This window comes from Streptomyces sp. NPDC001507, assembly GCF_042894765.1.
Classification (GTDB): Bacteria; Actinomycetota; Actinomycetes; order Streptomycetales; family Streptomycetaceae; genus Streptomyces.
Genome location: NZ_JBIAVV010000010.1, coordinates 334,284 through 349,647 on the forward strand (window position 1 = coordinate 334,284; position 15,364 = coordinate 349,647).

The following is a 15,364-nucleotide window of genomic DNA, read 5'->3' on the forward strand; positions in this document are numbered from 1 at the left end:
ACTGCCGTCGGTGGGCCGCGGGTGGTCCGTGGCTGGTCGCGCAGTTCCCCGCGCCCCTTTCGGGGCGCTGCAGTGAGCCCTAGTTCGTCCCGATCCGGGCCAGCAGGTCAACGATCCGGCTCTGCACCTCGGCACTCGTCGACCGCTCCGCCAGGAACAGCACCGTCTCCCCCGACGCCAGCCGCGGCAGGTCCGCCTGGTCGACGGCCGCCGTGTAGACGACCAGCGGCGTCCGGTTCAGCTGCCCGTTCGCCCGCAGCCAGTCGATGATCCCGGCCTGCCGGCGGTGCACCTGCATCAGGTCCATCACCACCAGGTTCGGCCGCAGCTGCCCGGCCAGCGTCACCGCGTCCGCGTCGCTCGCCGCCCGCGCCACCTGCATCCCGCGCCGCTCCAGCGTCGAGGTCAGCGCCAGCGCGATCTCCGCGTGCTCCTCGATCAGCAGCACCCGCGGCGGATGCTGCTCGCTGTCCCGGGGCGCGAGCGCCTTCAGCAGCACGGCGGGATCGGCGCCGTACGCCGCCTCGCGCGTCGCCTGCCCGAGACCGGCCGTGACCATCACCGGCACCTCGGCCGCCACCGCCGCCTGCCGCAGCGACTGCAGCGCGGTCCGGGTGATCGGCCCGGTCAGCGGGTCCACGAACAGCGCCGCCGGGAACGCGGCGATCTGCGCGTCGACCTCCTCACGGGAGTTCACGATCACCGGCCGGTAGCCGCGGTCGCTCAGCTCCTGCTGGGTGGTGACGTCCGGCGCGGGCCACACCAGCAGCCGGCGCGGGTTGTCCAGCGGCTCCGGGGGCAGCTCGTCGTCCATCGGCTGCGGGCGCGGCGGGTCCGCGACCTCGACCGCCCCGCCAGGACCGTCCAGCGGCTCCGGACCCTCGGCGGCGTTCACGTCGGGTGCGCCTATCGCGTACGACCGTCCACCGCCCTCGGTGGCCCCCACCAGCCGGGACTGCCCGGCCAGCGACGGCTGCGGCAGCGGCTGGGCGGCGACCGGCTGCTCGGCCGGCGGATGCGGCCGTGCGGACTGCGCGGGCCGGGCGGACTGCTCGGCCCCCGGCTGCTCGGCGGCGGTACCCGGATCGGGGCGCGTGCCCAGCTTGCGGCGCCGCCCGTTGCCGCCCGGCTGGTGCGGGGGCGGCGTCGGCGTCGGCTGCTGCACCTGTGCGGCCTGCCGCGAGAACGGCACCCCCTGCCCAAGCGTCCGCACACTGAACGCCCGGCCCTGCGTGGAGTCCGGATCGACCGGTGCCGGTGCCGGTGCGGCCGCCTCGGCGGGCAACGGCTGCGCGGCACGCGCCGGTTGGGCGGCGGGGGCGTCGTCGGCACCCGGCCACTGCTGCGGTACGGGCGCCACCGGCGCGGCCTCCGCCGGAAGCGGCAGCGGCTGGGCGGGAACCGGCGCGGCTCCGGCGGCCGGGGCGGGCTGCCCGGGGGCCACCGGAGCGGCAGCCGGCGGCTGCGGCTGGTTCTGCGGCGCGGACGGGGCCGGTACGGCCGTGCCGGGGGCGCCTGCCGCCGGGGCACCGGGGCCACCGGCCGGCGCGGCGACCTGGCCCGCCGTCGGCCCGGCCTGCGCCGGGATGCCCTGCGGCTGTCCGGGCTGGACGGGGACGCCCTGCGGATGCACCGGCTGCCCCGGCTGTGGTCCGGGAACGGCTGCCTGCGCGGGCACCGTCGGTACCGCCGCGGCCGCCGGGGTGTTCTCGGCAGGCGGCTGGCCCACCGCCCGCCGCCGGCGGCCGGTCGGCGCGTCGGTGGGATGCGGCTGCGGCGGGGTGTGGTCCTCGGCCTGGTCGTGCGCCACGGCGTCGTGCCGGCCCTCTTGGCCGACCGCCTCCATGGCTTCCATCGCGTCGACCGGCTCGGGGGCGCGGTCGGCCGCCGCGGGCGGCAGCGCGAAGACCGGGCGTGGCCCGGCCTGCTGCTGCTCGGCCCGCTCGGCCGCGGCGGCCAGCGCACGCCGCCGCCGCCCGCCGGACTGGCTCTCGTCGAACACCGGCTCGGCCGCCTGCCCGGACGGTGCCGAGGGCAGCGCGGGCGGCAGCGCCTGCCGCTCCTCGGGCTCGCGCCGGGCGCGCCGCCCCGACGCCGGTACGGGCACGGGCACGCCCTGCGGGGGAACGGTGCCGCCCAGCCCGGTACCCGAGGCCGCCGCCCCGGCACCCTGCTCGGCCGCCGTCATCACGGCACCCTCGGCGACTCCCGGGCCGCTGTCGCCGTCGCCGTCGGCCGGGCGTCCGCGCCGCCGTCCGGTACCGCCGGACGCCGGCTCCGCGCTCTCGATCGCCGCGGGCCCGCTCTCCGGGCCCGCCGCCTCGGCGGCCCGCCGGCGCCGGCGGCCGGTCGGCGCGGCCGGGGCTTCGCCCTCGCCGCCCGCGTCGCCGGGCACGTCACTCTCCAGGAAGGCGTCCACGGAGGACCGCCGGGCCCGCCGCCGCCCGCCGGCACCGGACTCGTCGGCGGCCGCGACGAGCTCCACCTCGGCACCGGGCGGCGGGGGCACCGCGCCGGCGCCGCCCCCGATCGGCACCTCCAGCACGAACGCGCTGCCGCTCATGCCGGGCACCTCGTGGGTCTGCAGCACCCCGCCGTGGGCGCGCACGATCCCGCGCACGATCGGCTCGTGCACCGGGTCGCCCCCGGTGTAGGGACCGCGCACCTCGATCCGGACGACCTCGCCGCGCTGCGCCGCCGCGACCACGACGGTGTTGTCCATGTAGCCGCCCGCGGAGACGGGCGCGTTGCCGGTCGCGTCGACCCCTGCCACGTCCGCGACGAGATGCGCGAGCGCGACGGCGAGCCGCTGCGGGTCGACCTCGGCCTCGATGGGTGGCGCGTGCACGGCGAACTGCACCCGACCGGGTCCGATCAGCTCCACCGCCCCGTCCACACCGGCGGCGACGACGGCGTCGAGCATGACCTTCGTGCGGTTGATGTCCTCCGACCCCGCGTCCAGCCGCTGGTACCCGAGCACGTTGTCGATGAGCTGGGTGATCCGCGAGTAACCGGCCGAGAGGTGGTGGAGCACCTGGTTGGCCTCGGGCCACAGCTGCCCGGCGTCGTCGGCGGCGAGCGCGGCCAGTTCCCGGCGCAGCTCGTCGAGGGGACCGCGCAGCGACTGCGCGAGCAGCGTCAGCAACTGCTCGTGGCGCCCGGAGAGGGCCTCGTAGCGGTCCTTCTCGCGCTCGCCGAGGGCCGCGTACCGGTCCTCGCCGGCCGCCAGTTCCTCGGCGTGCCGTTCGAGCAGCTCCTCGACCTCGGTGACGTGCTTCTGGCGCAGCGCGGTCAGGTCGGAGGCGTGCTCCTCGGAGAGCCGCTCCAGCTCGTCGGCGTGCGCCTTCTCCTGGGCGGTCTTCTCGTCGACGACGGAGTCGTACGGCCGCCGGTCGGTGAAGGTCATCACGGCGCCGACCAGCTGGTCGCCGTCGCGCACCGGCGCGGTCGTCAGGTCGACCGGCACCTTCTTGTCGCCCTTGGCCCACAGCACCTGCCCGCGCACCCGGTGCTTGCGCCCGGAGCGCAGGGTGTCGGCGAGCGGCGACTCGGCGTACGGGAAGGGGGAGCCGTCGGCGCGCGAGTGCAGCACGAGGTCGTGCAGCTCCTTGCCGCCGAGCTCACCGGCCCGGTACCCCAGTATCTGGGCGGCGGCCGGGTTCACGAGGACGATCCGCCCGTCGGTGTCCGTGCCTACGACGCCCTCGCTCGCCGCCCGCAGGATCATCTCGGTCTGCCGCTGCGAGCGGGCCAGCTCGGCCTCGGTGTCGACGGTGCCGGTCAGGTCGCGGACGACGAGCATCAGCAGTTCGTCGCCGCTGTAGCCGTAACCGTCGTAGGCCTGCTGACCGTTCTCCAGGTTGGCGCTGGTGACCTCGACCGGGAACTCGGTGCCGTCGGTGCGCCGCGCGATCATGCGGGTCGGCTTGGTCCGCCCCCGCGGATCCATGTGATCGGGCCGCCGCATGGACCCGGGGATGAGCCGCGAGTCGAACTGGGGAAGCAGGTCGAGCAGCCCGCGTCCCACCAGCGCGGTGCCCGGGGTCTCGAAGGCCTCCAGGGCGATGGTGTTCGCGTTGACGACGGTGCCGTTGGCGTTGACCAGCACCAACGCATCCGGCAGCGCGTCCAGTATGGCTGCGAGGCGAGCAGCGCCTCGGGATGGCCTGCTGCTCACGAGACGCTTCCTCCCTGTTACCGCACCTTGCCGACCGCTCGGGCCATCTTGCCAACCGGCCCGCGGCGTGTCACGCGAGGGAGTCTAAAGGCACCGGTTGCGCTCGCGACGCCGGATGAGAGGGAGGTCGCACGACGAAGTGACGGCGAACATGTGACCGACGCGCCTCGCCTCCGCCATATCTTCGCGAGACTTTTGCGCACGCGGGGCCGCGCCCGTGAAACGCCTGTGCCCGCCCTTGGCGGCCGGGCCCGTCCGTCAGCCGAGATCACCCGGTGTGCCCGGATCGGGGAGCAGGGGCACCATGCGGTCCCAGCGGCCGATCTCGCAGCCGTTGCTGCGGTCGTACGTCGCGTCGACCGGGCGGCCGGCCCAGGTCCCGGTGACACGGGCGGTGGCCGGGCCGCCGTAGAGCATGGTGCAGGCGGTGCCCGGGGCGACCGGCGCGAAGGTGTCCCGGCCCCAGCGGGTGTTCCGGTCCAGCACCCGGCAGGCCCCGGCCACGTCCGGGTGGCTGCCGGCGCCGGGGTGACAGGACAGCTCGTACGTCCCGTCCCGGCCGTCTCCGGCGTGGCGGACGGTGACGGTGAGGTGGTCGCCCGTGGCGGCGGCGGACGCGGGCAGGGCGTGGACGGACCCGAGGACGGCGGCGACGGCCCCGAGGGCGCCCCGCACGGCGAAGTGCGACATGCCCTGCCCAACGCTCACCCCGGCCGGACGTTGCGCGACGCCCCCGCCGGAGGGAAGGGCTTTGCCCTGCGGCCCGGCTGCCTAGTACCGTGGGAGCCGATTGGTGACAGCACGCTCGACTGTGTCATCATCTGCACGCACCACTCGCGCTCGCGCGGGCGGCTGTGCTGGAGGCGTCGCCTAGTCCGGTCTATGGCGCCGCACTGCTAATGCGGTTTGGGCCTTAAAGCCCATCGAGGGTTCAAATCCCTCCGCCTCCGCACCTGACTCAGGGAGTCCAACCGTTTCGGTCTGGGCTCCCTGATTCGCGTTCATGGCCCCGCCGACGTCCCCGGAACCCGCCCGATTCGGCGTTTCCGCAGCTCACAAGGGGTGCGCCTAACGGATTTCACATGGCGGCGGCAGTCATGTAATGTTCTTCCTGTCGCCGCGAGCGGGCCGGAAGGGCCGGGAGCGAAGACAGGAAAACAAAACAACAAGCACTCGTAGCTTAACGGATAGAGCATCTGACTACGGATCAGAAGGTTGCAGGTTCGAATCCTGCCGAGTGCACACAGGTGAGAGGCCCCGGAGAGATCCGGGGCCTCTCGTGTTTCAGGGGCGTACAGCAGCGAAGCACAAGTCGTGCTCGCCGACCCGGACGATGAGTCGGTCGAAGTCGCCGGAGTCGAAGTGGACCTCGGCCTCGGTGGGTGAGGTCACCTCTGCCGCGGTGGGGCCGCGTGGGCCTCAGCCGGTGATCCCGAACGGGGTGATCGCGATTTTTCCATGGCAGGGCGAGATGGGAAGTGGGGTCAGGACCAGGGGCGCGGGGTCGCCGGGCACCCAGATGTCCCAGGCGTGCGGCGGGTAGTAGAAGTCGGCGCCGTTGCAGACCGTGACCGTGGCCGACTTCCAGACGACGCTGAACGACGTGCTCTGCCCGGGAGCGAGCCGGACCGCCGTGGGGTGCCCCGGACCGTAGCGTGTCACCGACAGGGGCCGCCGGGACGTCGTGTCGACCCGGCCGACACATGTCTGGCCCGGCGCGCAGTTCGTGGGCATCACTGATTCCCCGCCGATGAAGGCGACACCCGGCCACCCGCCGAGCACACACCTGATGCCGGAGCGGTTGCGCAGTTGCACGTCCATGGCCACGTCCCCCGGGTTGCCCAGGACGGCCCGCCTCGGGCTGTCGGAAGTGAGCACCAGATCGTGCGCGGCGCAGTCGCTCCCGCTGGCTCCCCCGGAGGCGACGGCGGGGGGCGAGGACACGGCGGATCGCTTCGGCGACGCGCTCGGGGCGGGCGTGGTGCTCCGTCGGGCCGTCGTGGGAACCGTCGACGGGGTGACCGTGGCGTGCGGCGCGCTGGAGCCCGGGTCCGGAGCCACGACGGTGTCGCCGGGCAGCGATGTGACGTCGCACGCCACGGCGGCCGAGGTCGCCAGAAGGCAGAACAGGAGGGCGGTAACGCCCCGGGGACGTATCACCGCTCGCACGATAGGCAGGTGTACGTCTCCGCACCAGCCCACGAGGAATCCGGCCGGACGTTCTTCATCGTGCGTTCACCGCCTCCCGCCCCCGGACCCGGGCCGCGCGGAGCGGATCTTCACGGGTGAGCGTGTCGGACAGGAATCGGCCCGCCCGGCCTCGGACCACGGCTTGATCCGGGGGCGCGGCAGTGGTGCCGGGCGTTCGGACGAGGCCGCCCGGTTCGGCCGGGAGCCTGCCGGAGCTTTTCCGTCAGTCTCGCCCCCGGACCACCCCGGCCGACCGGTGGTGTGCCGCGGCAGCCGCGGCCGGACGACGCCGGTCACGGCCCACGGGGTGAGGCAGGACGCCGAACTCCGGGCGGGAGATGAGGCCGGGGCACGGCTGCCCGGACGTACTGACCGGGTGCGATCACCGTCTTCGGGGGTCACCTCGCCATGAAGGGGGAAAGACTCATGGGGACTTGGAGTCGCAGGGGTGCCATCACCGTGTGGTGAGGAGGCCGGGTGGGCATCGTGGCGAGAACCGGCCGCTGGCCGTGGAGCGCGGTTACGGCTACCTGGCCGCCGGGCGATCAGTGTGCTTCCCTGAGGGAAGAACCAACTGAATCCGTCCGCGACTCAGCATGCGCCGAGGCGAGTCGCGCACCAACGCACGCCCACAACGGCCGCATCCACACCGTCGTGTCCGAGGAAACTGCCGGGTGCGGCGGTACAAGTGAGCACGGGGGGGTCGTGGAGAAGCCAGCGATCGACGTGGATCTGGGTATGCCGGACCTGGCCGGGCTGTCGGAGCAGGATCTCGGCGCCCTGCCCGCCGGCCCACTCGGTCAGGTCGTGAGGCGGGTCGTGTACGGCCACGGGGACTCGAACGGCATTGCGTCCTCGTTCGATTCGGCGCTGCCGCCGGACACCGAGTTACGCCCGACACGGAGGGGTGCCGGGTCTCGGGAGGTGGCACATGCGGAAGGTACGGCCTTTTCGTGAATGGGTGGTCAAGGTCGCCCAGCGCTGCAACCTGGCCTGTGATCACTGCTATGTGTACGAACTCCGGGACACCACCTGGCGGGACAAGCCCGTTGTCATGGCGGCGCAGTCGGCCGACCAGCTCGCCGGGAGGATAGCGGAGCACGCCCGGGGCCATGCCCTGCCGGCGGTTCGCGTCGTGCTGCACGGTGGTGAACCGCTGCTTGCCGGGAGACGGCGGATCGAACACCTTGTCTCGGTCTTGAGGTCTGCCCTACAGGGCGTGTCCGATTGTGATATCTCACTACAGTGCAACGGGACACTCCTGGATCCTGAGTGGCTGGATCTGTTCCGCCAGTACGGAGTGTCGGTGGGGGTCAGCCTCGACGGCGACCGCGCGGCGAACGATCGTCATCGGCTTTCTCGGAACGGCCGGAGTAGCTACACCGCCGTTCTGAAAGGGCTGGAACTGTTGAGGCGACCGGAGAACAGAGCGCTGTACAGCGGTCTGCTCTGCACGGTGGACACGGCCAACGATCCCGTGGCGGTGTACGAGGAGCTGCTCTCCCACGAGCCTCCGATGATCGACTTCCTTCTCCCGCACAGCACTTGGGAGCATCCGCCGCCCGGTCACGACACCGGGGCGACGCCTTACGCCGACTGGCTCCTGGCCGTTTTCGAGCGCTGGTACACCGCGCCGGTCAGGGAGACGCGGATCCGCCGCTTCGAGGACATCGTGGAACGGTCGCTCCGCACCGGGCCCCCCTCGGCTCCTGTGCAGCCCGCGGTCTCCGATTTCATCGTGGTGGAGAGCGATCTGTCGGTCGAGCTCCCCGACAGCCTCAAGGCCGCCTACGACGGCGCTGCGGCGACCGGACTGAATCTCCACGAACACGACTTCGACACGGTGGCCCGTCATCCGAGTGTGGTGGCGGCCCGCGGAGCGGGACCGGCCCCGCTCGCCGCGGACTGCATGGAGTGCCCGGTGGTCCGGCTGTGCGGCGGGGGTCTGCGGGCCCACCGCTTCCGGGCCCCTGACGACTTCGACAATCCGAGCGTCTTCTGCGCGGACCTGCGCCGGCTCACCACACACATCCACGACCGTGTGGTGGCCGACGTCAGGGAACTGCTCGGGAGGGCCTCGTGACCGAGCCCATGGCGTTACGCATCACGGCCGAGGACCTCGGCGCCCTGGCCCGTTGCCGCCCTGTCCCGTCGGCGCTGGCCGTACTCCACAGGGCGCAGACCAGCAGACGCCTGTTCCTGCTGACGGGCCTGGCCGACTCCGCCCGGCGGTTGGTGCCGGACGTCTGGGCGCGGAGCGCCGCCGCAGGCTGGGAACTGTGCCGCCAGGCGTACGAGGCGAATCCGCGGGCCTTCGAAGAGGTGCTGCGGCACCCGCACGCCGGGGTCTGGCTCGGGCGCTGTCTGCGTGCCGTCCACGGTACGGGCGCGGACGAGGACCTCGCCGTCGACCTGGCCCGGCTGGGGGCGTTCGGGCACGCCGCCGCGTTACGCGGCGGTCTGCGGCCGAGACTGGTTCTTCCGGTCCCCGACGGCCTGCTCTGGCTGCCCACGCTGGGCGCGGTCCGGCTGCCGGAGGGCGCGGGCACCGCCCGGCTCGACGGCTGGACCCTGGAGCTCCCGGAGGAGGAGGTGAACCTCCGGGGGAACGAACCGGACCACGGACGGCGTGGCGGCGCGGCGCGCCGGTTCCCGCCCCACCGCCTGGTGATTCCGTCCGCCGCTCCGGCGCCCCGCCTGTCGGTGGTGGTGGAGGACGTCGATCCGTATCGGGACGTGCACGGTTTTCCGGTCCAGCCCCGGCAGACCCCGGCACAGCTTGCGGCCTGGCGCACGGCGCTGGCACCGGCGTGGCGACTGCTGAACGACCTGATGCCCGAGCGCGCCGCCGACTGCGCCACCCTGTGGTCGGCGCTGGTCCCTCTGCAGCCCGGGCCCCTGGGGCGGGGCCGCAGTTCCTCCACCCGTGAGGCGTACGGGGCGGTGGCCGTCGCTCCCGAGCGGGATCCCGTGCGGCTGGCCGAGACCGTGCTCCACGAGACGAGCCATATAGCCCTGGCGGCCCTGACCGATCTGGTCGACCTGACCGACCCGCAGGACCGGACCCGCCACCGTGTGGGCTGGCGCCCCGATCCCCGGCCCCTGGCCGCCGCGCTCACCGGGACGCATGCCCACCTCGGGCTGCTGGAGTTCTGGTCGCGTGTCTACCACGAGTCCGACGGCGTGCCGGCCCGCGCGGCGGAGGCCCGGCTGCGCCGGTACGGCCGCCAGGTGGTCATGGCGCTGCGGGTGCTGCGGCGCAACGGCGCTGCTCTGACGCCCTGGGGAAGCTACTTCGTCGACTGCATGACCGACGAGGCGGAGCTGCACGGCTTCCGGGTGCGGCGGCCGGGCGTGATTCACCCGTCCGTGGGGTCGGGCGTCGGAAGGCCGCAATCTGTCCGGGTGGCCCACGAAGAAGTGGAAGACATCCCTCCTTCGGGGGCGTCCGAGGTCCGGCCACCCCCATCGGGGCGACTGGCGGTGCAGTAAGCAGCGGTTCCGTCGCCGCGGAGTGCGGGGACGGGGGGTCGACCAAGGGGAGGAGGAGGCGTGGGCGGAACGTGTTGCGCAGCGTTGGGCCTGCAACGAGACGTCGTATGCCGCCTATTGTGCGCAAATACCCTTTGTCTTTGTTTCTTCTGTATTCGAATATCGAGCCGATTTGGTGTGGCTGAAGTCGGGGAGGGTGGCGGCACGCTCCCGGCCTCCGTCCCGCGCAGCCGGAGGCTGCCCGCGCCCTGGGGCCGTGCCAAGCAACTGGAGTCACCGTGAGCCACTTCTACCTGAGTCACGTTCGCACCGTCGACGAGGAGTGGGTCGCGTCGTTCTTTCACGACCTCTGCCGGGTCGTCGCCGAGCGCACGGGACGTTCCCCGGAGGTCGTGGGCGTGCGCGGGAAGCCGCACTCGCCCGATGTGTCGGTGGACCTGCTGGGCCGGTCCACCGTCCTTGTCGTGCTGCACTCACCACGCTACTTCAGCCAGTCCTACTGCCGGGCCGAGTTGTCCTACTTCCAGCGGCGGCTGAACATGCTGTGGTCCAGGACCGGCCGCAGTGTCGAGGCGATCGTCCCCGTCATGTGGGAGCCCGACCCGGCACACACGCTGGACGCCGTCGCCCCGGCCGCGCCGCTGAGCGTGCGGTCGGCGGCCTACCGGCGCGACGGACTGCTGCACCTGCTGCGGCTGAAGGCGCGCTACCGGTCCGACTACGAGGAGGTGCTGAGGGCCACCGCCGACCGCATCGTGGCGGCCGCGGAACAACTTCCCGAGGTGCACGGATTCGACGCGAGCGGCAGCCATTCACCGCTCGGCGCCCCTACTCCCAGCGGCGGCCAGACCGTCAGTTTCGTGGTGGCGTCCACGGCCGAGGACGACCTGCCCGAGGAGCGGCATTCCAGCCAGTACTACGGAAAGACGGCCCTGCACTGGTCTCCCTACGCTCCGGGGGAACACGAGGCCCTGGTCTCGCTGGTGAAGAACACGGCCACCGCCCTGGACTTCACCGCGACCGTGCTGCCGCTGGACGAGGAGACCGTCGCCCGGATCACCCGGGAACAGGACCCCGAGCAGCTCGTCGTGCTGCTGGTGGACGCGTGGGTGGCCATGCGGCGGGAGAAACGGCGGCTGCTGGCGGCTGTGGACGAACGAAGCCCCGACGCGACCACCGCGCTCGAACCCAGGTCCCGTGACGACACCGAGTCGGTCGAGCAGACGGTCACCCTCGACGAACTCCTCGACCACACGCTTCCCCTGATGCGCGGGCAGCACAGCGAGTACGACCGCTGGGGGCTGCCGGACGCGGAGAGTTTCACCTCCTCGCTGCGCAAGGTCCTGATCCGCCTCCAGAACGAGGCGCTGAAGTCGGTGGAGGCCGTTCGGTCGCCGGCAACGCCGGCCGAAGGTCTGCACACGTTTCCCCTGCTCGGAAGGTATTCCTCATGACGTTCGACTCGGGTGACGCCGGCACCCGCGAGTCCGGCACGATCGTCACGTTCTACTCGTTCAAGGGCGGCACCGGCCGCACCATGGCCCTGGCGAACGTGGCCTGGATCCTGGCCAGCAACGGGAAACGTGTACTGGCCATGGACTGGGACCTGGAGGCGCCGGGTCTGCACCGCTACTTCGCCCCCTTCCTGGGCGACCCGGAGCTCGACTCCACTCCCGGTCTCATCGACCTGATCCGCGGGTTCGACCTGGCCAGGCCGAGGCCGGTCGACGGTGACTACAGCCAGTACGCGAGGGTGGAGCGCTTCGCCTCGACCCTGTCGCGGAGCTTCGACAGCGGCGGTTACGTCGACTTCGTCTCCCCGGGACGCAAGACCCCCGAGTACTCCGAGACGATCAACACGTACGACTGGAAGGGGTTCTACGACCGCCGGGGCGGCGCGGCCTTCCTGGGCGCGCTGCGCGAGGACATGCGGCGCAACTACGACTACGCCCTGATCGACAGCCGCACGGGCTGGAGCGACACCTCCGGCATCACCACGATGGTGATGCCGGACGTGCTGGTCGACTGCTTCACGCTGAACACCCAGTCCGTGGACGGAAGCGCCAGCGTGGCCGCGGACGTAAGGCGTACGGTCCCGCACGTCAGGATCCTCCCCGTGCCCATGCGGGTGGAGGACGCCGAGCAGGAGAAGCTGGTGATCAGCCGGGGCCATGCCCGCCAGCGTTTCCAGGAGTTCCTGAAGGACACGCCGCGCGCCGCCGACCCCGACGGCTACTGGGGTGCGGTGGAGATTCCCTACAAGCCGTTCTTCGCCTACGAGGAGGTGCTGGCCACCGTCGCGGACACGCCCCGCCAGCCCGCCTCGCTGCTGGGCGCCTACGAACGCCTCACCTCGGTGATCACGGACGGTCAGGTGACGGCCCTGCGGCCGGTCGAGGAGCCGGTGCGCAGGCAGCTGCTCGCCCGCTTCCAGCGGGTACCGGTGCCCGGCGGCCGCCTCGTGCCCCGGGTCCGCGTCGACTACGCGCTGCGCGACGGCGCCTGGGCGGAGTGGATCGCGGCCCAGCTGCAGGCCGCCGGTATCTCCGTGGCGCTGCGCGGAAGCAGCCCGTCCGTGCCGTTGTCCAGCGCTCCGCCGGAGGGCGCCGACGTGGTCGTCGCACTGCTCTCGCCGGACTTCGCCACCACGCCGGTCGCCGAGGAGGTACGCGCCTTGGCGGCGGCGCCCGAAGGACCCAGGATCATCGGGCTGCGCACCCGGGAACACACGCCGGAGCCGGCGCTGCGCGGGCTGCCGGGATTCACGCTGGTGGACCAGTCCGCCACGCAGGTGCTCAGCAGGTTCTTCAGTCTGCTCGAACTCGAGACGCGGATCCCCGTCGTCAGCGGCGACCTCACCTATCCGGGCCAGGCCCCCCGGATTTTCAACGTCCCGCGCCGCAACAACGCCTTCACCGGCCGCGACGTACAGCTGGACCGGCTGCGGTTCGAACTGAATTCGGAATCATTGCGTTCGGACACACCGGTGGGCAGGGTTTTCCTTTACGGCCTGGGCGGTATCGGAAAGACCCAGATCGCGCAGGAGTACGTCCACAGGTACGGTTCGCAGTACGACCTCGTGCACTGGGTTGAGGCCGAACAGCCCAACCGGATTCCCCAGCTCCTCGCGGAACTCGGCCTGGAACTGGGAATTCCCGGCGACACGGTCGACGAACGCGCGCAGGCAACCATGACGGCGCTTAAGAATGGCGATCACGGTCGTTGGTTGCTGGTTTTCGACAACATCACCGAGAACCAGGACGCGAACGGAGAGACCCGGGACAGGGACGAGGGAGACACGCCAGTGGAACGGTACCTTCCCGCCGAGGGGCCGGGACACGTCATTCTCACTGCCCGGCGATCGCCCCACGAGGAGAACCAGATCTCCGTGGAGGTCGACGCCTTCAACAGGTCCGAGAGCATCGCCCTGCTGCGCCGCAGGGTGGACGGGCTCTCCGCGCGGGACGCCGACCGGATCGCCGAGGTGCTCGGCGACTTCCCGATGGCCATGGAGCTCGCGGCGGCCTGGCTGCGCCAGACGGCCATGCCCCTGGACACCTACCTCGAACTCGTCAACAGCCGGGTCAGCACGGTGCTGAGCGGGACCGGCGTCAGCGGTGACAGCCAGCAGAAGTCCCTCCTGCCGGTCTGGCGGCTGACCGTCGACCGGCTCGGCAACGAGCGGCCGGCGGCGGTCCGGCTCCTCGAACTCTGTGCGTTCTTCTCTCCGGAGCCGATCGCGCACTCCCTCCTCTACAGCGACGCCATGCGCAACCGGCTCGCCGAGGTGACCGGCGACGATTCGGTGCTCGACCCCATGGTGATGGGGTACCTGATCCGCGACCTCGGGCGTTACGCGCTGGCCACGGTGGACCAGCAGAGCGGCTCCATCCAGGTCCACCGGCTGGTCCAGGCCGCGGTGCGCGAATGGCTGGGCGAGGACCCCGAGCGTGCGAAGCGGACGCGGAGCCAGGCACAGCTCGTGCTGGCGGGAGCGCTGCCCTCGGCCTCCCTCCAGGAGGACAGCGTCCCGGTCCGGCAGCGGTTCGCGGAGCTGCTGCCCCACCTGGAACCCTCCGAAGCGCTGTCGAACACCGATGCGCGGGTGTGCGAGTGGGTCATCCGGCAGGTCCGCAACCAGTCGCGGATCGGCGACTTCCGGGCCGCCGCCGCGCTGGGGCAGAAGGCACTCAACACCTGGACGGAGTCCCTCGGCGCGGACCACCACCTCCGGCTGCGGCTGGCCGCCCAGGTGGCCAACCCGCTGCGCTCCCTGGGCCGCTACCAGGAGGCCCACGACGTGGACGAGGACACCCTGCGGCGCCAGCGCGAGCAGCTCGGCGCCGACGACGGCTACAGCCTGATCACCGCCCGCAACTACGCCGCCGATCTGCGCGGTCTGGGCCGTTACCAGGAGGCGATCAACGAGGACCGGCAGACCTTCGACCTCTACCGGAGCAGTCCGCACTTCGGCCCCGACAACGAGGAGACCCTCCGGGCGGCGAACAGCCTCGGTGTCTCCCTCAACCTCGCGGGCTACCCCCGCGAGGCCCTGGAGCAGGCCACGGAGACCTACCAGAGGTGCCGCCAGTCCCTGGGCCTGCAGAACCGGCTCACCTGGGTGCTTGCTTCCCCCGTGGCCCTGGACCGCCGGGAGACGGGCGACTACCAGGGATCCCTCGATCTGCTCATCGAGATGCGCAAGCGGTTCGTCAGCCTCCAGAAGGACGAGTCGTCCAACGACGTGCTGCGCACCGACGCGTCCCTCGCGGTGACCCAGCGTCGCCTCGGCCACTACGCCGAGGCCGAGGCCCTGACCCGCTCCACCCTGAACGTGTACCGGCAGCGCTACGGCGAGGGCCACCCCGACACCATGTCGTGCACGGCCAATCTCGCCTGTGACCTGCTCGCCCTGTCGCTGCTCGATCCGGTCCGCGGATCGGAGGCGGTGGAGCTCGGGAAGCAGAACTTCGAGCGCTACCGGGAGCGGCTCGGCGCCGACCACCCGTTCACCCTGTCGGCCGCGACCAACCTGGTCGCCATCCTCAGGAACCGCGGCGAGACCGAGCGCGCGATGGACCTCGCCGACGAGACGCTCCCGGTGCTCGTCGATCGGCTGGGCCCCGACCATCCGGCCACCGTCGCCTGCCGCGCCAACCGGGCCGGTGTGCTCTCCGCGCTGGGCCGGTACGCCGAGGCGCTGGCCCAGGACGAGGTGGCCCGCGAGGCCTACCGCGCCCTCTACCGCGATCATCACCCCCGGGTGCTGTGCGCGGACTACAACGTCGCCCTGGACCGCAGCCTGATGGGCGACGACGACACCTTCCCGGGGGTCCGGGGGGCGGCGCTGGCCGCCGAGCGCGAGTTCGGGTCTTCCCATCCCCTGCTCCGGGTGATGAGCGACCGCAAGCGGATCGACTTCGACCTGGAGATGCCGCCCATCTGAGCCTGCCGTGCGCGTGGCCGCCCCCGGTGCCGTGCCGGGGGCGGCCATGGCACACCGCG

At 72.1% G+C, this 15,364-nt stretch carries 7 protein-coding genes and 2 tRNA genes; 6 read left to right on the forward strand and 3 right to left on the reverse strand.

What is annotated here, in order from left to right:
- Nucleotides 1-79: 79 nt before the first annotated feature.
- Together ACFY0K_RS31350 and ACFY0K_RS31355 are read right to left on the reverse strand one after the other, a co-directional pair.
- Nucleotides 80-4,177 carry a PAS domain-containing protein gene (locus ACFY0K_RS31350; RefSeq protein ID WP_390642628.1) on the reverse strand — a complete coding sequence of 1,366 codons (4,098 nt, stop codon included), beginning with the start codon at nucleotides 4,175-4,177 and terminating at the stop codon, nucleotides 80-82.
- Between the two features lie 258 nt (nucleotides 4,178-4,435).
- Entirely contained in the window at nucleotides 4,436-4,867 is a 432-nt protein-coding gene (locus ACFY0K_RS31355) for an SSI family serine proteinase inhibitor (RefSeq protein WP_390642629.1), read from the reverse strand.
- A 169-nt stretch (nucleotides 4,868-5,036) separates the two neighbouring features.
- Here ACFY0K_RS31355 and ACFY0K_RS31360 point away from each other — a divergent pair.
- Together ACFY0K_RS31360 and ACFY0K_RS31365 are read left to right on the forward strand one after the other, a co-directional pair.
- Nucleotides 5,037-5,127, forward strand: a tRNA-Ser gene (locus ACFY0K_RS31360).
- A 219-nt stretch (nucleotides 5,128-5,346) separates the two neighbouring features.
- Nucleotides 5,347-5,419 (forward strand) — tRNA-Arg (locus tag ACFY0K_RS31365).
- 177 nt (nucleotides 5,420-5,596) lie between these two features.
- On the opposite strand, the gene ACFY0K_RS31370 is transcribed toward ACFY0K_RS31365, so the two are convergent.
- Nucleotides 5,597-6,337: a DUF4232 domain-containing protein gene (locus tag ACFY0K_RS31370; RefSeq protein ID WP_390642630.1), complete on the reverse strand. Its 741-nt coding sequence runs from the start codon at nucleotides 6,335-6,337 to the stop codon at nucleotides 5,597-5,599.
- A 991-nt stretch (nucleotides 6,338-7,328) separates the two neighbouring features.
- Between ACFY0K_RS31370 and ACFY0K_RS31375 the strand changes: the two genes are divergently transcribed.
- The 4 genes from ACFY0K_RS31375 to fxsT all read left to right on the forward strand — a co-directional run bounded on the left by ACFY0K_RS31375 (nucleotide 7,329) and on the right by fxsT (nucleotide 15,305).
- Nucleotides 7,329-8,450, forward strand: a complete 1,122-nt coding sequence (locus tag ACFY0K_RS31375) for an FxsB family cyclophane-forming radical SAM/SPASM peptide maturase (protein WP_390642631.1) — start codon at nucleotides 7,329-7,331, stop codon at nucleotides 8,448-8,450.
- A complete protein-coding gene (locus tag ACFY0K_RS31380) occupies nucleotides 8,447-9,859 on the forward strand; it encodes an aKG-HExxH-type peptide beta-hydroxylase (RefSeq protein WP_390642632.1) in 1,413 nt (470 codons plus the stop codon). Before ACFY0K_RS31375 ends, ACFY0K_RS31380 begins: the two co-directional genes overlap by 4 nt.
- Before the next feature lie 278 nt (nucleotides 9,860-10,137).
- Nucleotides 10,138-11,313 carry an FxsC protein gene (fsxC, locus tag ACFY0K_RS31385; RefSeq protein ID WP_390642633.1) on the forward strand — a complete coding sequence of 392 codons (1,176 nt, stop codon included), beginning with the start codon at nucleotides 10,138-10,140 and terminating at the stop codon, nucleotides 11,311-11,313.
- Nucleotides 11,310-15,305, forward strand: coding sequence for an FxSxx-COOH system tetratricopeptide repeat protein (gene fxsT, locus ACFY0K_RS31390; RefSeq protein WP_390642634.1), 3,996 nt, complete (start codon nucleotides 11,310-11,312; stop codon nucleotides 15,303-15,305). The genes fsxC and fxsT overlap by 4 nt, the downstream gene beginning before the upstream one ends.
- Nucleotides 15,306-15,364 lie beyond the last annotated feature (59 nt).